The sequence below is a fragment of the Paenibacillus algorifonticola genome (assembly GCF_050481745.1).
Classification (GTDB): Bacteria; Bacillota; Bacilli; order Paenibacillales; family Paenibacillaceae; genus Pristimantibacillus; species Pristimantibacillus algorifonticola_A.
This window is the reverse complement of sequence record NZ_JBCNGR010000013.1, coordinates 67177-91842: the sequence shown is the minus strand read 5'-3', so window position 1 is coordinate 91842 and position 24666 is coordinate 67177. Positions and strand designations below refer to the sequence as shown.

Below are 24666 nucleotides of genomic sequence, written 5' to 3'. Positions count from 1 at the left end.
ATGAGACTGGTAAGAAAGTAGGTTAAGCAAATGGATAAAAAAAACAAAAAAGCCGTTGTTGTATTTAGTGGCGGTCAAGATAGTACAACTTGTTTGTTTTGGGCAATGAAGCAATTTGATGAGGTGGAGGCTGTCACCTTCAATTATGGTCAAAGGCATGCATTAGAAATTGAATGTGCTAAGCAAATTGCTTATGAATTAGGAGTAAAATGGACTTTACTTGATATGAGCCTACTCGGCCAATTAACTCAAAATGCGTTGACGCGTGATGACGTAGAAATTGTTCATAATGATGGCGAACTTCCAAGTACATTTGTAGAAGGACGAAACCACTTATTTTTAAGTTTCGCGGCGGTCTTTGCTAAAGGAGTAGGAGCTCGACATATTGTAACAGGTGTATGCGAAACAGATTTCAGTGGCTATCCCGACTGTAGGGATGATTTCGTTAAATCTCTAAATGTAACGTTAAATTTAGCGATGGATCATAACTTTATCATTCATACTCCGTTGATGTGGATTAATAAAGCAGAGACGTGGGAGATGGCTGATCAGTTAGGTGCTTTTGAATTTGTACGTAAGAAGACATTAACCTGCTATAACGGGGTTATCGGTGACGGTTGTGGTAATTGTCCAGCTTGTCAGTTGAGAAAAGCTGGTCTGGATACTTTTTTACAGACAAGAAATTCGGAGCAAATGTCATGAATAAAGTACCAGGGCAATTTGTCATTGTAGATGCATTGCAAAAGTATGGAAAGGATATTACTGAAGATCAGTTAAAATATCATCAACGCAGAGTATTGGTCAGTAAGGAATTCACTTTTGACGCCGCGCATCATTTACATGCTTATGAAGGCAAATGCAAAAATCTACATGGCCATACCTATAAGGTGGTTTTTGGAATAAGTGGCTATACAAATGAGATTGGCCTGACGATAGACTTTAGCATGCTGAAAACAATTTGGCGTGAGCAAATTGAACCATTCTTAGACCACAGATATCTAAATGAAACATTGCCATTAATGAACACGACTGCGGAAAACATAGTTGTTTGGCTGTATGAGCAGATGGAAGCGGCGCTAAGTACGGACAAATACTCATCAAAAGAAGTGGACGCAAAAACTGAGTTTGTCCGGTTATTCGAAACGCCAACCAGCTATGCTGAAGCAAGACGGGAGTGGATGGCAGATTGACTCACAAAGAAAATCCTATCCCGGTTTTAGAAATATTCGGGCCAACTGTTCAGGGGGAAGGCCTGGTAATCGGGCAAAAAACGATGTTTGTTCGGACAGCTGGTTGTGACTATTCCTGTTCATGGTGTGACTCATCCTTTACATGGGATGGTTCTGCAAAGAATGAAATTAAACAATTGTCTCCTCAAGCGATTTACGATGAATTGAATTCTCTTGGTGGAACCACGTTCGAGCATGTAACAATTTCTGGCGGTAATCCAGCAATTATAAAGAATATTGGATATTTGGTCGATTTGCTTCATGATAAGGGGATTCGAGTTGGGTTAGAAACACAAGGAAGCAGATGGCAAGATTGGATGGCGGATATTGACGACTTGACGGTTTCCCCAAAACCACCAAGTTCAGGAATGATAACCGATTGGGATAGATTAGATGGGGTTATCACGAACTTGAATAATAGTCCGAATGAAATATGTATTAAAGTAGTCATTTTTGACGAAGATGATCTTCAGTATGCTATAAAAGTTCATAAGCGCTATCCTCACATGAGACTGGTTTTGCAGGTCGGAAATAGCGATGTAACGACAGTTGATAGAGAAAGTTTGGTATTTGCTTTACTAGAGAGGTATGAGTGGTTGATTAATCAAGTCATGGTATCATCGGAGTTGAAACAGGTTAAAGTTCTCCCGCAGTTACACACTTTGTTGTGGGGGAACAAGCGAGGGGTTTGAAGTGAAGATTACGAACATTCCGTTCCTAGGGAGTGTTCGTTTTTTTCTTTATATAGGACAAAATATTAACTAAGAACTAAAAGAGAGATAGTAAAGGACGAGAAATTAAAAGGCCCAGACTGTCTCTCTTTGTAGGAGTTTGCTAAAAATATTTTTTTGTTGGTAATATTAACGTGATTAAAGATTAGAGATATCAAGTGAATTTTACTTTTGGCCACATGTACATGCAATTGATGATGATTGCCATTCGGATTTATTAGCAGTAAACTCAACATTTTGTGAGGATTTAAAATCTGGGCTGCATCGTGTGCAGTAACGTTGCGTAGATTGAATCTTTAAGTACCAAGGACCAGGTCTTGATCTAAAGCGACCATCACTACGGATCCAAATAGAATTTAGATGCTCCGATCTTTCATTTTCGTAGCGAAGATAGCAATTACTATTGCTTTTGGAACCATGATGTGATGCGGTTATTATCATTCCGTTTGACCAAGGAATGGTTTGTTTAAATTCAAAATTAGAGTCTGCAGAGAATAGTATAGCAGGTGCATTTGAAGAACTAGGAGAATGGAATACTAAGCTTTGTCTATTTGCCATAGCAAGAGCTAGATATTCTAAAGCACCTCGTTTTTTCACTGTACTAATTTCTTTTGAATTTAACGGCTCTAATATACCGTCTATACCGCCTGAGCATTGATACTCATCATACTCAAACCATTTAATATTTGCACCTTTCTGAAAAGCCGCAATTGCTATATCCTTAATAAGTTTGGCGGCATTAATTGCTTCCACAAATAATTCAATATGGGATGGGGAGAGTCCCCATAGATAAGGACCTCTATGAAATTGCGCTACATCATGAATATCATAATTCTTTTCTAAAGATGCTTCTAGATCACTATATAATTCTTCTAATTGTACATATTCCTCAGATTCATTTCTGTTGTCTAGCGGCAGCTCGTTATCCGAGTAAGAATCACCGAGAGTAGCCAGATCATATGCCAAATGATTACTATCAATATCAAGAACTAGCTCATGAATAAAAATGGAAGGCTTAACAAGTATATCTTTTAATCTACTTGTCCAAATTCCAGGCAACCAAACTTCATCACATAACAGTTCTTCATTTTTTAAGAATCCGAGAATACCATTGGCATGATCCGCATCATTGTGAGTACACACTAATACATCAATCTTTTTTTACCGATTATTTTTTCTCGCTCCCCCATGAAGAATTTAGCCAAACCATTCTCCGCCAGTCCACCATCAACAAGTATTGAATATTTATCACGTTGTAGATAAAAAGAATCTCCTTGTCCAACCTTCAAAGACACAAACCTATCCATTTTCCATTCCCCATTTCCCCGATATAGTGCTCATATACAAAGTTTGAATATTGGCAAGATTATACTTAGGTTTTATGGTAACATTTATAGAAAGGATTACCACTTGAAATGTTCTGGAGATAATTTTTTTATTATAGCATTCAATAAATTCGGAATGGATAGGACTATTCTAATGGAAAATGTAATTGGAAGATTCATTATCGCTCTAAACAATATGGGTATAGGAAAAGTGATTGATCAGTTTGAAGAAATGGTAACTGTAGAGTATTTCATTTCCATTGAAAATAGGAAAAGGTTAAATATCGGACTGAGCCAGATACAACTTGTTAAGCCGGACATTCAAACACGTTGCTATTATTGGGAATCGAATAAAAAGCACTGGATGATAGGCCGTATCACAGGATTTGATGGAACAGATTATCAAGTTGACTTTCCTGACTCCTATTCAAATTACATTGACTCAGAAAATTTGTTTGTCCGTTGCTCACTTCCTATTGAAGATCCCATGGATATTATCATCAACAAGGGACATGAGACAGCTTTTTTTAATCGTAAACGTACCCTTTTTGTAAAAGAAATGATGAATCAGCGAAAAGTAGGACGTGGGATGGAAGGTCTTCTTTCATCTTCTGTTTCGCTGTATCCCCATCAAGTGGAAGTTATTCGGAGAGTATCAGAAGACCCAGTCCCCCGATATTTGCTTGCAGACGAGGTGGGTCTCGGAAAGACGATTGAAGCAGGAGTAATAATTCGTCAGTTTTTATTGGATTATCCAAACTCATCGGTTCTCATTGTGGTTCCTTTATTTTTACAGATTCAGTGGCAATCAGAATTACATAGCAAATGTAATTTGTACGAATTCACCGATCAGATTACATGGTGTGCAACTGAAAGGTTGTCTTCAAGTAGTAACTTGCTGCAAGAGAAAGATTGGGATTTAATTATCATTGATGAAGCACATATCATTGCTGCGAAGGCATCGAGTCTTATAGAAGAGGAGCGCGAACTGTATCACTTGGTCGAAAAGTTAACAAATCAAGCTCGTGGGTTGTTGTTGTTATCTGCAACACCGGTACTTCATAATGAACAAGATTTCCTAGCTATGCTTCACTTATTAGATCCAGATCATTACCATCTTGATGAGATTGAAAGATTTCAAAAACTTATTTCTATTCGCCAACATGTGGGGAGAATATTGTTCACCTTACGAGAGAATGCGAAGCCACTTCTTTTACGTAGATCTGCTGAAAAATTGCTGGAACTTGTGTCAGATGACGTTTTGATGACCAGTAATGTGGAGTATTTACTAGATGCTCTGGATAAAAATGATGAAGAAAAACGTATAACAGCCGTACGGACTATTAGGAATCATTTGACGGAAACGTACCGACTGCACCGGAGAATGTTGCGAAATCGTCGTGATACGGTAAAACAACTTTTTAGGTACGGACGTGATCTTGAACGCGGTGAACTCTCAGTATCTGAGGAATACGATTTTGACAATCGAACTGCCTCCGTTCAGGATTTAATGGATGAATGGCGTGAAACGTCGTGGGCCTTAGAAAGGGAAGAATGGCAGGAATATGGATTTTCCCACTCAACTAAGTATCAAAGGTTATTTTTTTATTTATTGGAGTTATCGAATTCTGCACTTCCTGTATTCCGGCACGTACTAGAGGCGCGATTGTCTGGAGAGATAAGCAACTCATTCAAGGAACTTTACAATACGGAATTGGCCGAACTATTGCGCGAGACACCATTATTTTCAGGTGAACGAGAGTTACTTGAGTCATTGCTCCACACAGTTGATTGTTCTTCCGAAGAAGAGGACAGGTTGGATCACCTTGTCATGGTCATTGATACGGTTACGGAACAGACACGTAAAAAGAAAAAGACGTCACCTAAAATTGTTGTTTTTGCGGGACACTATGCTACGGCAAATTTCATCGTTAATCATCTAAGATCTGTATACAAAGCTGAGGCAATCGCCCCATATCTCAAAACATTGAGCGATGTCCAAGTGGAACAAGAAATTGAGCGTTTTAGATACAATGAGCAGTGTTGGGTACTGGTTTGCGATCCTTCAGGAGAGTTAGGACGCAATTTGCAATTTGCGGATATGATTGTACATTTTGATTTGCTTACACAACCCGGCCGCATGGAGCAAAGAATAGGTCGTGTAGATCGTTTAGGACGTACTCGAATGTTTTCTACCCATGTATTCACCGGACCAGATCATCCATCATTGATTGAGGCTTGGTATATATTCTTGAATGAAGGACTTAAGGTGTTTCAAAACTCCATTTCGTCATTGCAATTTCTGATCGACCGAATCCTTCCAGAAATTTATGGTCGCTTTTATGCTGAGGGTGCTCAAAGTTTTATTCATTATGTAAGGGAGTCTTTCGCAGATCGCCTAGAGGAGGAAAGGATTCAAGTAGAGGAACAAAATGCACTGGACGAAATGGATTCGAGCTATGACGATGTGCATGGATATGTTCGAAATTTGGTGGCATATGAATCTGATCATGCACGTATTCAAAAGAACACGGAGGCGTGGGTTCTTAATGCACTGAAGTTTGCTTGTAAATCATCCAATGCACAATCAGGGGAATTAACTTACTCCCCAACTCGCCAAACATTATTGCCTATCTCTACTTCAATTGCAATGGCGAAAATTAATAGTAGGTATGGCAGTTATGATCGGATGACGGCAGCCTCCCAAGAAAATTGTCGAATATATCGTATTGGAGATCCTTTTATTCAAATGCTGGATGATGACATAAAGTGGGATGATCGTGGGCGAACCTTTGCATTTTGGCGCAAAGTAAAGGGATGGAATCCCAAGAAAGGTTTCGAGTGGTTCGGGTTTAGCTTCAATTATATCATCGAAGGTAACGTCTCCGCAGCAGAAACAATCTATTCTTCCATAGACGGTAAAGCATATAATAGAAAAGCTTTGCAAAGAAAACTGGATAGGTTTTTTCCGCCCTTTATATACACAGTTAACGTAACACCAAGCGGTAGTCTGGTGAATGACTCCAATGTTATAGAAGCCTTGAAAACACCGTTTGAGAAATTAAGCGATTTTGGTAACGATACGAATTTAACCAAAGAACGATTAAATGTAATAGATGAATTTATCTCGCCTGACCAGTGGCATACCTCGTGCGCCTGTGCCCGTGAAAGTTCGGAACGACTTTTGATGCAAGATGCATCTGTAGTCACGGCATGTGAGGAAGCACTGCAGTCGATGCGCCAAGAATTAAACCGACAATTTCAGCAATTGGCGTTAAGAGCCAAAACGCAGCAAATTCATGGACAATTCGACCGTATTGATTTGGCTTTCGAATCTGATTTACATCAAGCAATGCAGGCTGGCATTAAGAAGCCGCATGTTCGTTTGGATTCAGTTGGTTTTATAATATTATCGGGAAGTGAGCTTCGTGGAGACTACGATGAATGAGTATGACGAATTTGTGCAGTTGATTGAAACGTCTCATTCGACAGAAGATTTCATTACTTCTTTTTATGTGCGGTTTAAAAATAGTATGCACTCGCGAAGAACTTCGCCCCGCGACAAGGTGTCTTTAATTCGCAGCATTTTGAGACATAATGCGGAGAAACAAGGTGGCATATCGTCCATCTTGTGGGTTCCGCGCAATTCAGAATGGCCCGATCCACACATGTGGGAAGAATCAGGAATTGCAGTCATCGTTCAAAAAAGTGATCGGTTATTGATTAAGGCACAACCGTGGATTCCTAAGTGGTTACCTGATTCGTCTATTACTGATATTGAGAAGCCTTTATATGCAGAAATCCCTCGACAGACAAATCAAATTGTCAAGGGGGATCCGTTTTTATTAAAGATGAAGCTTTCTACATACAGGAGTCAGGGACAAGCAGATGCGATACGAAGCATAATGACTGCACCGGAAGGGTCAACGTTGGTGGTTAACCTTCCTACTGGAACAGGGAAAAGTTTATGTGCCCATCTACCCTCGATTATGGCGTCGGAAATTGAAGGGGTGTCAATCGTTGTTGTCCCTACAGTGGCTCTGGCTATTGATCAGGAACGAGCGATGGCCCCCTTTATTTCACATTCAACTGCATATTTTAGTGGACGGGAAGCGGAAAATGAGAGAATCCGCAGTCGGATATGCGACGGCACGCAGCGAATTGTCTTTACTTCTCCAGAAGCAATCATGCAATCGCTGTTTATGCCGTTGCAACTCGCAGCTGGCCGGGGATATTTTCGGTATCTCTTTATTGACGAAGCACATATGATCGATTTATGGGGCGATGAATTTAGGCCGGCTTTTCAAGAGTTGGCTGGCTGGCGCAAACATTTAATGCGTGAGGCTCCTGCTCTTCGGACGGTACTATTGTCAGCGACCATAACGGAGGTATCCTTGGATGCAATGGAAGATTTGTTCGGGACTCCTGGACCGTTCGAACATTGCTCAGCCGTACAATTGCGACCTGAACCGGCCTACTGGTTCAAGCGGGCCAACAACATGCAAGATAAAAGACGATTTATTCTTGATGCAGTTTTCCACTTGCCGCGCCCGCTTATTCTTTATACATCGGAGGTTAAGGATGCGGAGGAGTGGGGGGCGACTTTAAGGGCGGAGGGTTATGGTCGTTTAGAAGTAGTTACAGGTAAGACCCCGAACCGCAAGCGCGAGGCGATTGTTTCCGCTTGGCGGAATCGTGATATCGACATTGTTGTCGCTACTTCAGCCTTTGGCCTTGGTGTCGACCAACCAGATGTACGAGCAGTTATCCATGCCTGTGTACCCGAAAGTTTGGATCGCTACTATCAGGAAGTTGGCCGCGGTGGACGCGACGGCAGCGCTGCTATGTCGCTTGTGGTATACACGGACGAAGATATTCGAATCGCCAAAGAGATGAGTGGCAAAATGCTTATTACCATTGAACGCGGACGTCAGCGGTGGAGAGCAATGTTCCAGCAAAAACAAATTGATATTCGATATCCAGACTGTTACCTCGTTCCAATTGATGTCTCACCTTCCCTTGATTCGAGAGATATTGATATGGGGGGATCCGCTCGCAATGCCGCCTGGAATATCAGAACATTGAACTTGATGTCCCGTTCCAAATTAATCGAGATGGACTGGCAAAAATGGGATGAATCTTATTCAAAAGCAGAATATAACGGCAACACTCATCGTCTTGTGCGAATTCTGCACAACGATCATCTTCAGGAGGTCGCTTGGAAGACTTTAGTGGAACCTTTCAGGCTAGTCAGTTCTATGGCTAGTGAGACATCACTTGTGCTGATGAAGGAACTATTGCAAGGGAAGCGTTGCGCGGCAGAAATCTTTAAGATCATGTACCATATTCCAGAACGCTTGGGTGTGGACAGGCGCAAAGCGATCGGCGTTCAAACCTCTTGCGGCGGTTGTCCAAATTGCAGACGAGAGGCCCAAGATCCGTATGCAAATATGGCAGTATCGCGATTGATCCAGTGGCAGAAGCGACCAGGACTGACCGAACAGTTATCCAGGCGATTGGACAACAAAGAAAATGCGGTATTGTTCTTCGATCAATGGCCGGAAAGAAGATTTAGTCGACTGTCCGGACGAGAAAGGGAAAGATGGAGTATGCTTTTGCGTTATTTAATTGATCATGGTGTTCGACAACTATGCGCAGAAGAAGCTTTTTTGAACGAAATTAACTTATCACAGTTTCATCTGGAATCAGAGCCTCTATTTACGAACAATATAGACACTCCATTTTATCGATGGCTCCATGTTCCAACTGTAGTTATTCATCCGTGTACGGATTCGACATTGCATGCGATCGAACGAATGCTTCAGCAAAACTTGCATCCATTTCCTATCATTACATTGCTCCCAGAATATTTGGAGGAATCCAAAGCACCTAACCGTTTACTGATTGATGTGCTGCAATCTAAAAAATATAGACTAACTGAATTTCTATTGGAGGTTGGATTGTGAGTGTACTAAACGAACCGTTAGCAAATCCGAGTCGAGTTCGTGGAACATGGCGATTACTCGCACACCTTGGTTCACCGATTGAGCGAAGCGAATTGGAAGAAATGTTATCCCCATTATCTGTTGCGGGGGATGTGAGGGATGAAGAGGACAACGAAGTTTCATCGGAGGTATCTCATCGAAACCGAATTCGGAAAGTGATTAATGAAATGGTGAAAATGGGTGTTGTTGTGGAAGAGGGCAGCATGCTGTATTTGGCAGAGGATGTTGTACCGTTGGATGGAGCAGAGTGGGATGATTTTCTTGTGAATGCAATTACTCGTCGTATTTTCGACCTTCATAACGATGAGAATCATGATCTGGTCTTGCTTATATCGTGGTTCTATAGTCAAGATGCATATGCACCAATGACCTGGGAACAAATAGCATTGGCTCTCGACGAGCAAACGGATTCCAACCGATTAGGTTGCAAAAACAAGACACGTTTTGAACAGTTTGAGTATTGGGCGAATTATCTTGGATTTACTTGGACGTTAACGATTAATAGGCAAAAGAGACTGGTTGTGGATCCGACCAACCATTTAAGTAAGTTGTTGCCAGGTCTGTTCGTAGGTAAGGACACGTTAAGATATTCAGATATTCAATCAGAACTTGCCTCGCTCAGTCCATTATTTGAGAATGGATGGGCTCGCAAAGCGTTAAGTGAGAAGTACTCGATAGACAATCCAGAGCCACTTTTGCTCTCATCATCAACTGCTTTTGCATGGTATCGTTTGCAGGAAGGAGGAGTAATAGAATTGCTAAGAAAATCAGATGCAGATATGTTCCTTTTCCCTGAAGCTTCAGGGGTTCTCAGTGGATTTTCAGAAATTACATGGAAGAGGATGTGATAGATTGAGACCATATATATGTTGGGAAACGGACTTAATCGACCAGGTAATGAATCCCGATGCATTGCAGGTAGAGCATCATCATTTTTTGGCAACCCATCACCCGATGACGATGTATCGTGAGATTGCGACTTCTATGGTAAACAATTCTGGTGTCAAGTTTACTGAACAGGAGTTTCTTAGGGAATTTTTAAAACCGGAAGATTATATCTTCGTTGCCGTGTTGGGGGATTCGGGGGCTGGGAAATCTCATCTGATCCGGTGGTTGTCTGCGCAGATACCGAAAACCTCGGACAGACGTGTTTTGCTTATCCCTAAATTTACAAGTCTTAAGGAGATTATTGCACGTATATTGGACGGGATGGAAGGAGAGGTCTTCGACAAATATAGACAGAACTTAAACGAGGCCGTTACTAATCTTTCTCCTGACCTAGCGCGTCGGCGACTTGCAGATACGATTGGTCAATTAATTGGTCCGGATGGGCCGCATCAGATGCGAAATTTAACCGAACTTGAAGAAGTATTTATAGAGGAACTACATCATCTTTTTTATGATCCTGAATATCGAAAAAATGTGCTACTTAAAGATGGGGGCATCTTGCATCAATTGACTGATCATATTTTAGGTTTAGAGGGACAAAGTACTATCCGGCGAGAGCATCGTCGATTGTTTACCAAAGATGACCTGCCTGTCGATGTTCGGAACTTCAAAGGTGCCAGTTCCAGCGCAATGGAAGCCTATCGTATCCTGATCGACTCAGAGTTCCATGACGCGGCTATCGAGTGGATTAATAAAAATCTAGATGCAGCAATTTCGTTGATGCTCAGTTTTAAAGGAACAGATCTTGTCAATTTGCTAAATGACGTGCGAGAACAACTAGCGTTACAAAATACAGAACTGGTGCTGTTGATTGAGGACTTCGTTGTTATGCAGGGGATTGATCACGATCTATTAGACGCTATGCTTGTTCGTCCTAAGCAATTCAATTCCCAAGGTCAACTGTCCAAAACATTGTGCTCGTTACGTGTTGCGTTGGCTTGTACCTCAGGTTATTTTGAGAAACTTCCCGATACGGTTCGAACAAGAATTGAATTTCGTGTTAATGTCAATGTGGAGGTGGCAGAATCAGAGGAGCAGATGTCTAATTTCGTGTCCTTGTATTTAAATGCTGCTCGGACAGCGGATATCGATCTAAAGGAGTGGTATGAGGCTCGAATTTCGGGCGATATAAGTCTAGAGGTTCCTTCTAAGTGTAGCGGATGTACTCTTATAGAAAGTTGTCATAGTGGATTTGGAGAGATAAATGGAAGAGGCTTGTATCCTTTTACCAATACATCGGTCAAAGTCATGTATAAGTGGATGACGGATGGAAAATTGTCGAAATTTAACCCGCGGCTTCTGGTTGATCGTATTCTAAGACATACACTGTCGGCGTATGGTGATCAAATCGGTACGGGCAGTTTTCCACCCCCTTCGTTACTGGAATATTTCGGAGGTCGAAACAATAAGAGATTGACAGGAATTCAAATGCGGGAATTGGCGCAGAAAGACCCTACAAATACTGCTCGCCGAGAGACACTACTAGAACTATGGGGTGGTGGCGACCGTATCATGGATTTGCATCCTGCCATTCATGAGGCGTTCCAATTGCCGCCGTTATCGGATTCATGGGATGACACGCCAGTCGAAGAGCCAAATAAGCCGAGTCGTCATGATGAAGAACGCAAGGGACAGAAGGGACTTGATCCCAATATACAAGAAAAAATAGATTCGCTGCAAAATTGGGCCAATGGAGCAAAGTTGCTGCAAGCACTCGCTCAGGAACTGAGAGAGGCTGTTTATGAGTCGCTATTGGATTATATGCCTTTCGATGATGAGTTTTTACTGAAGTCGGCCTTGCGTAATCACCTCTGGAAAGCGGGCAATATTAATTTTGTTAACCAATTTACGGAACCAAGGCGACAGACTGTCAATTTGCTGTTGCCTCTGCCAGGGCACAGTTTGAATGACACTGCTATTGCACTTCAGGCCATAGTTTTGTTCAAATATTATGGGGCCTGGAACGCAAAGGAGTTTCAGGACGGCCACACTTATTTTCTTGTACTAGCACGTTTGATTAAAGAATGGTCTCTCCATGTTATAAAGCAGTTCAAGCAGATCCCGAAAAGAAATGGAGGAAACTGGGATCCTGTTGAATCAGGTATAGAGGTACTTGTTGCCACAGCAGTACTTTCAGGTGAACCAGTTAAAGATTTACATGGTGCCGAGTTAATAAATACGTTATTTCGTAAACCTAAATTGGTATCGAATTATCGTGCAGTCGAGTGGAGACGACTGCAAGAAAAAATTTCCGTTAAGTTTGAAGATGTCCGAAAAACAATTATTCAAAGAATACCGGCTACTAAAGGGTCAAGCCCAAGTATTAAAGTAATAGATACGGTTCAAGTTTTACGTATCATAGAAAAAATCGATCCTGCTCTTGAATGGAAGTTTATACCCCCTGAAGAAATGATTAGAGGATACGAACCAATTGCTGAGGTACACAATCTGTTGTATCAAAATTATCAAAATGCTTTGCGTGCTGAAATTGCTAGGTTATCGAATTGGTCGGAGAATGTTTCGCGTTATATCGGTAATGAAGATGTTTCAGAACTAGTAATAGGGGTTTCATCTGCCTTAGATTCCGCTCGTCAAGCTGGAGTATTTGCGGGATCTGTATATGAGGAGATAGTGGATGCTGTACAAAAAATGAAGAAGGTTCGTCTTCCTTCGCAAATGAAAAATATTAATCGCTTGAAAAGTTCGACATCACTAGCGGATCAGGCGATAATACTTACAACAATTGATATCAATCAGGTGCAAGTTGTCGATAATTTCATGAGACTGGCAAATTCCTTTTTAGAACAGTCTACAATTCGCATCGACCGGAATATATCGAATTTGAAAGAAGATTCAAACGCACAGATGTTAAATGATGCTAAGGAAGGCATTGAACAAGCTTTCAATAAAATCCTGAAGTTATTAGGTTCCACAAAGGGGGAGACCTTGTGATCGTTCAACAATCGCAAGACCTGATTCAGAAGATCACAGGTTGGAATCAGTACATGGCTGAAAGTAAGAATGCTACAGCATATCAGGATCGATACGAAAAACTAACGGTATTGGCTAATCAATTAGTACCAACATTCGATATCTTTCGCTTATTTGTGGCTAATGATATCGAATATTTTATATCTGTGGCGTCTTATATAAATGAGATTGAATCTTATATTGAGAATTTGCGCGAGCAGTTCCGTACCCAAACGAATTGGGGGATGGAATCTCAAGTATTGACCGAACTACAACGTAAAATTCAGCATTTGGTTGATTCGATTAATAAGCAGGCTATGGTGGCATGGTCGGCCTTCATAGAACAGAATCGTCCACCAATCCAAACGAGTTTATTATCCACGTTGCTAGTCATCCCCGGTTTTAAAGAGAATGTTATGCAAATCCGTACCTTGATTGATAACTTAGAGAATCTAAAACGCTCTTTGCCTAAATCCAAGGCAGAAATTGATCTTGTAAAAGAAAGTAGTCAGATGATTATGAGCGTTTGGACTAAGATAGGGGCAGGGGATATTCCAGTCGACGTTCAACATTTTCTTAAACAAGCAGCGTCTTCTGGCGGTATTACATTGGATTCCTATACGCAATCCATACATGATTGGCTTGTTCAACATCAGTTAACTTCATATTTTTGTATTCGTACTTTTTAGTCATAGGGGGAATAATATGCCGACTACACAGCAACTAAGTGATTTTTTGAGTTTTTTGGAGGATGAAGAAGCAAAGTTGTTGGCTTGGGGATATGTCGAAGGGGGATTTACGGATGATGAATTAATGGACCTAACCGAGCGTTGGATTTCAGAACGTTCATTTCATCTTGACCCTCATGCATTAATTAATTCACTTGAAGCTTGTAAAGCTTTATCAGCTTATTCTATACCAACTGGATCCATATGGCGTTCACGCATGGCCGAATCAGTGAGATTATTTGTTCGACTACGGCAAGTTTTCGATGCTAAATCCTGGTCTAGATCATCAACTCTCGTTTCTGATTTTCGGTTCACAACACAGAAGCGAACTTATCCTGCTAGAAACATCGATGGACAGAGCGTGCTTGCAATATTAGCATCAGAAATGAATGACCGTCAGTTAAAGGCTGTTAGTGCACTTTTAACCCGCGAAAAACCAATTTTATTGTCACGCTTCCAGATGCGAGCAACGGTCAGTATGACACGCTCCCTGAAAGTGTTGGAAACGAGTGGCATGATTGTCTGTGCGGGGACGGGTACAGGAAAAACGTTGTCGTTTTATCTACCTGCCTTGTCTGCAATCGCATCATGGGTAGAAAAGACTGAATTTTGGACTAAAGCAATTGCCATATATCCTCGGAATGAGTTGTTAAAAGATCAGTTTTTGGAAACTTATCTAGAGGCGCGCCGTTTGGACGCTTTTCTAGTATCTGAAAAAAAACGAAAGCTCCGCATTGGGGCGATGTATGGTAGTGTGCCATATAACTCTATCTATCTTGAAAATTACGGTTGGAAAAAACATACTAATGGGCATGTTTGTCCTTTCCTGAAATGCCCTGAAGACAACTGCCAATCAGCAATGATATGGCGATATTCAGATGCGCAGCGTGGTCAAGAACGGTTATTCTGTGAGAAATGCCAAAAAGAAATAGAAGAGGATGAGATCGTACTCACTCGGGAACGGATGAAGAAAGAACCTCCAGACGTATTGTTCACGACCACGGAGATGCTTAATCGTTTGATGAATGATCTATCTGCAAGAGAATTAATTGGAATTGGAGCGAAACAGAATCCACGTCTGGTTTTGCTCGATGAAGTACACACGTATGGCGGAATACATGGTGCACAAGTTGCCCTATTGCTTCGTCGCTGGCAGCATGCCGTTGGTAAACCTTTGCATTTTACGGGATTGTCTGCCACGTTGGAAGATGCTCAGACCTTCTTTTCACAATTAACTGCAACTAAGCAGCATTTTGTCGAAGTAATAAATGTTGGAGAAGATCTCATAGAAGAAGGAAAAGAATATCAACTCATTCTGAAAGGCGATCCTAGTTCAGGTACTTCATTACTTTCAACGACTATTCAGAGTGCAATGCTAGCGCGAAGAATTTTGGATAGCAAGCAAGATAAGATGAGAAATAACTTTTTTGGCACAAAGGTTTTTGTATTTACAGATGATTTGGACGTTACAAACCGTTTATACGATAACCTAAGAGATGCAGAAGGTTTAAATGCATGGAATCGTCGAAAGAAAGACCCTCTGGCTGCTACACGAAGGCATAATTTTATTACTGATCCTGTAAAGGCATTCCAAGCAGGGCAATCATGGACTATGGCGGAGAGGATCGGGCACGACTTGCGAAGAACGATAGTTATTGATAGAACGAGTTCTCAGGATTCGGGAGTTGCTGCAGAGGCAGAGGTGGTTGTGGCTACTGCTTCACTAGAGGTTGGATATAATGATCCGGAAGTTGGGGTGGTCATCCAGCATAAAGCCCCACTTGATATGGCGTCTTTCATGCAACGTAAGGGTCGAGCAGGTCGTCGCAGGGGCATGCGTCCTTGGACAGTTACTATCCTTTCAGATTTTGGGCGCGATCGCATGATGTATTTAAACTTTGAAAGTTTATTCAACCCAGCTTTGTCCAAAAAAACGTTACCGCTTCATAACCGTTATGTATTACGGATGCAGGCGGTCTATGCTTTTATGGATTGGGTAGCAGAGCAACTGCAGGTCAGGCTCGGATTCACTTTTGGCTCACTTTGGATTGATTTTTCTGGTCCAAAACGGGAAGTAAAGTTTTCGATACAGCGACAGCAAGAGGTAGCTAAAATTATTGAAGAGGTGTTGACGAAAACGCATATTAGTCGAAATTTGGAAGGTTATTTACAGGAAGCACTTGGTGTATCTGCAGATGAAATGAGTGCCTTGTTATGGGATCCGCCGCGCGCTTTGTTTACTCAGGTTTTACCAACATTGCATCGTAGGCTAAAAACCGGTTGGGGAAGGTTCGATGATAATGAGGGGGGCTACGAACGCTATTCTGCCAATCATCCTCTTCCAGAGTTTATTCCAAGTAACTTATTTAGTGATCTTCACTTGCCAGAAATATCGTTTGAGTTTGTAGATGATAAAGATCAGTATGATGTACCTGCCATGTCGATCGTGCAAGGACTAAACGCATTTGCACCGGGCAAGGTCAGTCGGCGATTCGGCAACAGGCGGATGCAACAATCGCATTGGATTGCTCCTTCCTCACTTGAGCGAACATCGCTGCCGCAACCACTTATGGTCAATGAATTTTGTACTGAATACGTTGATCTCGGTATGGTATCTTATGAGACTGAAGAAGGCACACTAGAGCAAATACGATGTTTTAGACCATGGATACTGCGTCTGTCAAATGTGCCTGCACATGTTGAAATTTCCTCAAATGCATCGCAAATCTGGAAGAGTCAAATCATATCGCTATCTAATGAGGACAATAAGCCTATTAAGATAAACGTTCCATCTGGTGTTGTGTGGAATAATTGGATTAGATATGTGAGTTTCTATACACATAACCATCAAACAGCTGTCATTGTCAAAAGGTTCAGTATCGGTTCGGAAGCGGTCATTCGACATCATAGTTCTCAAAAAGTTGATATTGATATGCGTTATATGTTTGAACAAGAACCGATAGCCCTCGGATTTTCATTGGAAACAGATGGGGTTATGTTTCATATTAGCGTGCCTGACCAGAATAGCTTTTATATAGAGAATGACTATTCTGCTCGCCTGCAGTCATTTCGCCCGCTGTTCTTCCAACATATGCTTTCTCAAGATGAACGTTTGAAGGGAATTGCGAACGCATTCCTAATTGACCGCTTATCCGAGACATATTTGTCGGCGCTTTCGGCAACCGCTGTCCTACAAGGCTGTACCCTTGAGCATGCTTTTCAACTTTTGAAAGGAGTACCTTTACGGTCGGTATGTGATAAAGTACTGAATGTCATTTTTATGACCACTCAATCGGGAGAACACGAAAACGGTGATGACGAAACTAGTGATGATAATGATGAAATGCAATATCAACGCGCTCATGCTGAGTTGCTAGCGTTATGCGAAAACGAAATTGTAAGCCAGATTCTCTATGAACACGTTCCTTGTTTGTGGTCACTCCTAGGAGAAAAAGCTATCACATGGGCACGACATAGGTGGGCTACAACTCTCGGAGCAGCATTGTTGCAATCATGCAAAGAGATCAGTAATCAGCATGCAAGAGACGATTTAATCATGGACATTAGATATACGGATTCTAACAAAACAGTTGCCGAAATCTGGATAACGGAGTCGACATCCGGAGGCGTGGGAGTCGTTGAGGATATTATGCAGAAGTACCATACTGACCCACGGAGATTCTATAGATTAGTGGAAAGTGCACTCGGTATTTCTGAGATGGAGCAAATTGATGTTGAACTTTCTCGAATAATGTCTATTTATGGGCAGGATGAGAGGATTATGCAATTATTCAGAGAAGTGCGTGAGTTCAATGGTTATCGAGGTTTATCAAAACAATTACAACATTTGAAGCAACTGTTGCACGAACATGATGTACTCGCGACCCATTCAGTAATGAATTCCCTTTACAACCGTATACTTAAGCCAGGGTCGAGCGAACTTACGGATCTGTTCCTGCGCGATATTATGGCATTATGGAAGGCTGAGGAGGAACGAATAGGCATATTTATGGATGTTCGAGTTTTTGCCTACGTGTTTAGCAGTAATGATGTGATCGTTGAGCGTTTCAAAAAAGCATTACATCATATTGATACTCGTACATTGGAAGATGCTAATTGGCGATTCCATGTGATTGTAGGTATGCTGTGGCCACGGGGCAATCAAGTAAGGACACGTGCCCTGATCGCACATAATCCATTTGAGCAATTTCCTCCTACGGATCGTGAACTCATCTTGCATGGCTTTGCAAGTTCGGAATCTGTTAATTTGGCTGACGATGATTGGTGGAGTAAGGTCAATGAGAAATTGAAGCGAGAGGGAAGCGTACGACTTGTTGCAGCATCTTCAACTAGAGACAAATTGCAAGAGGCCCTCCTTAAGATTTTGAGTGAACCGATCGAAGTTGGATTTTTACATGTGTATCCGCGTATTGAAGGGTTAACTCGGGAGATCGACTCTATCACTGTGATCCTAGACATACGGGAGGTATAGGGAGAATGAGTACCCGTTATATCCATTCCTCAAAAAGCTCTTGGGAAATAGCAGACCTTCTACAAAGCATATTCGTGATGGAATTGCTCTATCCTAGTAAATCGATTTGGATTTCTTCTCCTTGGATATCGGACATCAATGTGATAGATAATCGTTCAAATCAATTTGTGATCATTGAACCGAGTTGGGCAAACCGTCAAGTAACTCTGACTGAAGTAGTGGCAAAACTTGTTGAAATGGATGTGCGAATTATCATTGGTTTGAATGACACGGAGCATAACAAATCTTTTATAAATACATTGAAAAGCAGAGTGGGAGATGCTTCAAATTTACGTATTGTTCGTCGTGCACTTCTCCATGCCAAAGGTCTAATTGGTGATCACTATTACTTGGGTGGTTCAATGAACTTCACGTTTAATGGAATTTCATTAAATGAAGAAACGGTATTTCTTGTTACTGATCCCGCAGAAGTTGCGCATAATCGAATCTCATTTATTAACAAATGGGGGCAGATCGAGTGAATACTGACTTTTCATCAGATACACAAAGATTTTTAGATCGTTTTTTTGGAGAAGGAAATGTGATCAGATTAAAGGGCATTTATGATTCCGAATCAAGTCATGTTAAAATCAGGCCTTTAGTAGACCGACTTGCTAAGGAACCTGAAGCCACAGTCCTTCCTTACATTGATTCAAAAAGGAAGGTTACCTGGTTTGGACTAGCTTTCAATGATGCGCAATATTTACAACTAGATGATGGCTTATCTTCATTCATGGGCCCGAGTTTTTCAACGTTTTATCGTGATAAGGTTCAGGATGAAGAACATTCTATAGCATCTTATGTTCGTGAGATTACAAACGGACGTTACTTTGCTTTTGAAGCTGATAACGCTCATGTAATGACCCAACTCCAGTTGATGTTTAGTGTATGGAAAAGACGTCCCGCAAACCGACAAACCATATCGAGAGATATAAGTCTCTTGCTCCGAGATTTTTACACATCACTTGAAGCAAAAGATCGGATGAGTGCTGAAACTACCTATGAGGCAATCAAAGGATTTGGGCAACTCAGTTCCCAAAATATTTTGTTCTTACAGATACAGATGTTGTCGGTATTTGAATTATGGGAAGAGTTGTTTTCGCTGAACGGTATTCGGGAAGTAATCGCCTCACGTCGGCCAATCTCTGTAACGGAAACACTCCTGACTGGTCTGTATTATATATATATTTTCAAGTTTGAGCAATCTGCCGATGTCGAAGGGGCTCTCCAATCGTTTAGAGAAGACGTGTGGCCGTTGTATGGCAACTTATTTCAATCTCGTCGTGGGCAGCGCAATATTGAAGCTATCAAGTGCCATGTATTGCGTGCTGCCGCGTTGCCTGAACACAACGTACCGATTGAAGATTTGAAAGAATTGTTTTATAGCGAGTTGTTTTACAGACATCTTTTTGCTCGGACTCGTGGGGAAGAACCGAAAACTAATACTTCGCATTCTTATCTTCAAGCTCAGCAAGAAATGGATAAAGGGCATGTTGACATTGCATTCAATATTTTATTATCGTTATCACCAGGTTTAGATCGAACGATTGGCATGCTTGAATGCGCGTTTTTATTACAAGATTTGGACTCGATAAAGCAGAGTCTAGAAGCTTTTGAAGATTTACATGAGGAGCAACAAAGTGGGATTCTATCCAATCGTAGATTGCACGCTACAATGCAAGCATTACAAACAATGGAGAACGTCAGTCAAGCACCTGCACGTAGTATTCCGGGGAATTGGAACGAATGGCTAGCTAGTCTTGGAGATCTGGACGAGGGACATGCAATCGAAATTGCTAAGCAAGGAGCGGTTCAATGGGGGCTCCAACAACTGCAGATTCAGGACTCAGGGCTTGCAAATCTATACACTAATTTGACAACCGTGGAGGGCGAGCCTGAACTGGAGCGGAAACTTAGGCTCTCCGTTACACATTTAATTGCATTCTTTCGAAAAGACGAGGAATGGCCGAGACAAGAATGGTCAAGAGTTTATAATCTCTTGTTAGGCCATCTGCTCAGAGGTTCAAGTGGCTTGACTGTCGACATTAGATATTATCGACAAATATTGCAAGAGATTGGGCAATTGAACTTTCATGTTGAGGAATATCAGCGGTTGCTCCAACCCGCATTAGATTGGGTGCAAAAATATGGCGGCAAGACAGCAGATGATTCTATTGTACAGTTGCTCGATACCCTAATCCAATTACCTTGTCCGGATCAGGCTATCCGCTTAAGGTTGTTACATGCAACAGTACCAAGCCAGCGATCAGAAATGTCACAGTCATTGACAGAACTCCGAGGGCGATTAATCCCCCACAGTTGGCCTGAATGGTTCGAAATTATGGGGGAGCATGCAGCGACTTCGGAATTTCTCCTCGACTTCATGCCGGAGAAGGAGACGATGGAGTGGGGACACAATGTGATTGATAAGATGATCGAATTACTTGTGGATCCGTACCCATACTTGGAACAAAAGATGGAATATGTAGCTCCTCTACTTGTTGATTCGGCACTGCAAGCTGAGACTTTCCCGCGGCAGGAGTTGGAGCTTTTTTATGAAACGCTATTAATGCTTATGAACGCTAAACTAAGTCGCAACTATGAAAACACTCAACGTTTTGTAAGTATGATGGATGGAATGCTCCGTCTTCATCCTGAATCTGCTGAAGTACGTTGGAATGAGGTGGAGGATTGGTTTTCAGGCACACCCTTTATATCAATTGCGGACCAACTTGTCGATACATTCGATTTGTTTTTTGATTCTCCACTAGCTCATGAGCCAATGACATCATTATGGAATCGCTGGAGTACCCACCTGTTGGAGGAGCTAATCAGTGGGCATCAACTGCGTTTATCTCACTGGCTTAGAATTGGAGAACGGGTGGAAGGGTTATATGAGCCAAGATCCAGACTGAAGAAAGCACTTGTGAATGAACTGCTTGAAGATCCTATTGAGAGACTTGGTAATCAAACGATTACAATCTTCACACTGCGAGAAAAGCCTGCAGTTCGAGCAATTGAATATTTGCGCGAGCGGAATCCTGCTTTGCAATTACGCCATTGTACAGACGATCGTTTAACGGATCGGGCCAAGGAATATGCCCGTAACTCTGAAATATGCGTTGTTGTGACAACGTGTATTTCACACACACTGACATATGGTATAGGAGAGTACTTGCAACGGACTCCTGTATATCCGAGAAGTTCTGGTGAGTCATCTATTATTGATGCGATTGAGCAGTATGCAAGGAAACTTATTTGAGCTGTATTCGACGAAAAAGGGATTTTATTACTGTAGTTCGCCATGATTACAACTGGGCACTATGTTGTTAGAATAGAGCGTAGACATAGACAGCCGAGAAATGGACAATATAAAGCTATCCGAACTCGATGTTTGCACTTGATCGGAACTATCTCCAGCAACTGTCTTCTATACCGCTCTTCTAACATTGCGAACGGGAGCCTATTTCTATTGTATCAACTCGGTTACAGTGCCTTTAAAGCACAATTTCAATGTCATTGATGGGGATGGAAGGTTAATCTTTGCTACTCTCCTAATAAGGAGATTTCGCTGAAAGGATGATAGGCTATTAGCTGACATCCTTTCAGCTTTTTTCATAATTGGGAGAGTGAAACCCTAATGTAATATTCCAAGAAAGGTCCGTCCTCTAGAAGCTATTGTATAAAGAGGAGTCTTGCCTCATTTTGTCGAATTATACCAGCAAAAGAATTTGTAAAGAAAAAGCCCTACGCAAAATTTGTTTAGTTTTTGACTTAAGGCTGAATGCTAGCATTACTACATAAGAAGGTGCCTAATGATTATATACAGCAGCTCTGTTGCCGACTTTAAAGAGGCAGTGGATGACAATAAAATTACGAATAGGATCGAAGCTGCGTTTGTTGAAAAGCTAGGGAGGAAGCCTGCGATCTCGGAACGGCGTTCTTGGAATAATTCGATGCAGTTCATGGAACGGATTATTCGAAACTCAAAAGTTGCTGACGACTGCGGAGTATTAATTGAATACAATATTCCAGCTACAAGTAAACGGATCGACTTCCTCATCGCCGGACAGGACGATAAGCAGAATCAAAACTTCATTATTGTGGAGCTCAAGCAATGGGAAGAAGCTTGGTCGACGGATAAAGAAGATATCGTCAAGACATCATTAAATGGCGGGGTGAGAGAAACCACGCATCCATCCTACCAAGCATGGTCTTATAGACAATATATCGTTGATATGAATGCAGCCGTACATAGTCAGGATGTGAACGCACATTCTGTTGCTTTTTTGCATAATTACCAAGAAAAAAATCCTGAACCCCTCAAATCCAAACAGTACGAGAAAATGATTGCGGAGGCTCCTTTATTTTTGTCTCATGAGACGAAGAAGCTGCAAGAGTTTATTTTTAAATATGTCGGCAAAGGCAAAGGAATGGAGCTCCTTTATAATATTGAAAATGGGAAAATAACGCCTTCCAAAGCTTTGATTGACCATATAAGCGCTCTATTTGATGGCAATTCGGATTTTGTACTGCTCGATGAGCAGAAGGTTGCTTACGAGACCATCGTAACCCTTGCTAAGAAACAAGACAAAAAGAGGACGATTGTCATAAAAGGTGGACCAGGCACGGGGAAATCTGTTATTTCTATGAACTCGCTTGGAGGCTTGCTGCGTAACAGCTTAAATGTGAAATTTGTGGCGCCTAATTCCTCTTTTCGAAATGTCATGGTGGAAATGTTGTCGAAGCAAAGCTCCAGATCGAAGACGAGAACGAAGAGCTTGTTTCTAGGATCGGGCAGCTTTGTTGAGGCGGATGATGATGCGTTTGACGTTTTAATCGTAGATGAAGCGCATCGTCTGAAGGGCAAAGGCGCCTATATGTATAAAGGTGAAAATCAGATAGAAGACATTATCAAAAGCACAAAAACTAGCGTGTTTTTCATTGACGATATGCAAAGAATTAGGCCCGATGATATCGGTACAGTAGATGAAATCAAGAGAATGAGCAAGGAGTTAGGAGCGGAATACCATGAGTATTCTTTGCATGCTCAATTCCGATGCGCTGGAGCAGAGGGTTATTTAAACTGGGTTGATGACGTTCTAAATATTAGACAGACGGGGAATTTTAACGGGTGGGATAAGGAAGTTTTCGATTTTCGCATTGTAGATTCACCGCATCGTTTGTATGAGCTTATAAAAGATAAGCAAGCTAACGGTCATAAAGCACGTCTGTTAGCCGGTTATGCATGGAGCTGGACAGGCCCGAAACAAGGCAATACGAATGGACAAATTGAAGATGTTATTTTGGAGGAGCACGGCTTTAAAATGCCATGGAACGGCTACGCCATTCGTGAATCATGGGCGATCCATCCTGATGGAATTGACCAGATAGGCTGCGTTCATACGACGCAAGGGCTGGAGTTTGAGTATGTCGGTGTCATTATAGGCAACGATTTAAGATATGATGCTGAGACAGGGACTTTGTTTTCTGATTTCAAGGACTATAAAGATATAACGGGGAAAAAGGGCTTGAAGAACGATCCGGCCAGGCTCAATGCCCTCATCAAGAACATCTACAAAATTCTAATGTCCAGAGGAATGAAGGGCTGTTATATCTACTGCAGAGATCAAGCCCTTCAAGCTTATATCCAGACTAGACTGGCAAAAACGACACTAAAGTAAGAACGGTAGAACTGAAGTGCCCCCTTAGAATGGACATTGGAAAAATCCCTGGTTTATCCGATGGAAAGCTCTCGTTTCATATAGATATCCTTTGTAAGCCGATTGCCCTGAAATTCAGTGCAGTCGGCTTTTTTGCGTTTAAGGGAGGAAATGAAATGACTAAGGTAATCGCATTATTTGCCAGCGAAGGGGATTCCCCTTTTGAGAAGTTACGAAAAGTATGCAGGAAGTATAGTGTAAATGGTTTGACAGTAGGAAAATCAATTCTTGAGTATAGACGCAAGTCCAGTACATATTGAAGAAGATGGGAAGACGATCTTTGAACTCGAATTTTAGCAGTTCCTAAAAGGGAAATAGAATTTTTTGGAGAATATGTAAGAATGACTTCTCCCTATTCGTGCTTGTTCGATATTGTTGGTGTCGTTACCACAATTTTCGACAAACCGGGGCGAAGTCCCTTTTTTACTCTTAAAATCCTGCGCCTTACAAGGGTCAGGATTGTTATAAATACTCGT

The 24666-nt window shown here is 41.6% G+C and carries 14 protein-coding genes; 12 read left to right on the top strand and 2 right to left on the bottom strand.

The features are described 5' to 3' along the window. Positions 1-30: 30 nt before the first annotated feature. From queC to queE, 3 genes are read left to right on the top strand one after another with little or no spacing between them, the layout of a single operon-like run. Positions 31-702, top strand: a complete 672-nt coding sequence (queC, locus tag ABEW34_RS14340) for a 7-cyano-7-deazaguanine synthase QueC (protein WP_430159859.1) — start codon at positions 31-33, stop codon at positions 700-702. Continuing rightward, positions 699-1190, top strand: coding sequence for a 6-carboxytetrahydropterin synthase QueD (gene queD / locus ABEW34_RS14335; protein ID WP_430159857.1), 492 nt, complete (start codon positions 699-701; stop codon positions 1188-1190). The genes queC and queD overlap by 4 nt, the downstream gene beginning before the upstream one ends. Beyond that, on the top strand, positions 1187-1921 hold the full coding sequence (gene queE, locus ABEW34_RS14330; RefSeq protein WP_430159855.1) for a 7-carboxy-7-deazaguanine synthase QueE: 735 nt from the start codon (positions 1187-1189) through the stop codon (positions 1919-1921). The genes queD and queE overlap by 4 nt, the downstream gene beginning before the upstream one ends. Positions 1922-2125: 204 nt before the next feature. Here the strand turns inward: queE and ABEW34_RS14325 are convergent, their stop codons facing one another. Together ABEW34_RS14325 and ABEW34_RS14320 are read right to left on the bottom strand one after the other, a co-directional pair. Beyond that, positions 2126-3103, bottom strand: a complete 978-nt coding sequence (locus tag ABEW34_RS14325) for a hypothetical protein (protein ID WP_430159853.1) — start codon at positions 3101-3103, stop codon at positions 2126-2128. Next, positions 3103-3267, bottom strand: coding sequence for a hypothetical protein (locus ABEW34_RS14320; protein ID WP_430159851.1), 165 nt, complete (start codon positions 3265-3267; stop codon positions 3103-3105). Before ABEW34_RS14320 ends, ABEW34_RS14325 begins: the two co-directional genes overlap by 1 nt. Positions 3268-3439: 172 nt before the next feature. Here ABEW34_RS14320 and dpdE point away from each other — a divergent pair, with 172 nt between their 5' ends. The 9 genes from dpdE to ABEW34_RS14275 all read left to right on the top strand — a co-directional run bounded on the left by dpdE (position 3440) and on the right by ABEW34_RS14275 (position 24151). Continuing rightward, on the top strand, positions 3440-6733 hold the full coding sequence (dpdE, locus tag ABEW34_RS14315; protein ID WP_430159849.1) for a protein DpdE: 3294 nt from the start codon (positions 3440-3442) through the stop codon (positions 6731-6733). After that, complete coding sequence (dpdF, locus tag ABEW34_RS14310; protein ID WP_430159847.1) at positions 6726-9251, top strand: protein DpdF; 2526 nt, start codon at positions 6726-6728, stop codon at positions 9249-9251. The genes dpdE and dpdF overlap by 8 nt, the downstream gene beginning before the upstream one ends. After that, positions 9248-10138 carry a protein DpdG gene (gene dpdG, locus ABEW34_RS14305; RefSeq protein WP_430159846.1) on the top strand — a complete coding sequence of 297 codons (891 nt, stop codon included), beginning with the start codon at positions 9248-9250 and terminating at the stop codon, positions 10136-10138. The genes dpdF and dpdG overlap by 4 nt, the downstream gene beginning before the upstream one ends. Further along, positions 10104-13190: a protein DpdH gene (dpdH, locus tag ABEW34_RS14300; RefSeq protein ID WP_430159844.1), complete on the top strand. Its 3087-nt coding sequence runs from the start codon at positions 10104-10106 to the stop codon at positions 13188-13190. The genes dpdG and dpdH overlap by 35 nt, the downstream gene beginning before the upstream one ends. Then, positions 13187-13897, top strand: coding sequence for a hypothetical protein (locus tag ABEW34_RS14295; RefSeq protein ID WP_430159842.1), 711 nt, complete (start codon positions 13187-13189; stop codon positions 13895-13897). The genes dpdH and ABEW34_RS14295 overlap by 4 nt, the downstream gene beginning before the upstream one ends. Before the next feature lie 16 nt (positions 13898-13913). After that, entirely contained in the window at positions 13914-18428 is a 4515-nt protein-coding gene (dpdJ, locus tag ABEW34_RS14290) for a protein DpdJ (protein WP_430159840.1), read from the top strand. Between the two features lie 5 nt (positions 18429-18433). Next, the gene (gene dpdK, locus ABEW34_RS14285) at positions 18434-18949 is read left to right on the top strand and encodes a phospholipase D-like domain-containing protein DpdK (protein WP_430159839.1); all 516 of its coding nucleotides are present in this window, start codon (positions 18434-18436) and stop codon (positions 18947-18949) included. After that, positions 18946-21729: a hypothetical protein gene (locus ABEW34_RS14280; protein ID WP_430159838.1), complete on the top strand. Its 2784-nt coding sequence runs from the start codon at positions 18946-18948 to the stop codon at positions 21727-21729. The genes dpdK and ABEW34_RS14280 overlap by 4 nt, the downstream gene beginning before the upstream one ends. 553 nt (positions 21730-22282) lie before the next feature. After that, positions 22283-24151 carry a DNA/RNA helicase domain-containing protein gene (locus ABEW34_RS14275; protein WP_430159836.1) on the top strand — a complete coding sequence of 623 codons (1869 nt, stop codon included), beginning with the start codon at positions 22283-22285 and terminating at the stop codon, positions 24149-24151. The last annotated feature ends 515 nt before the right edge of the window (positions 24152-24666 follow it).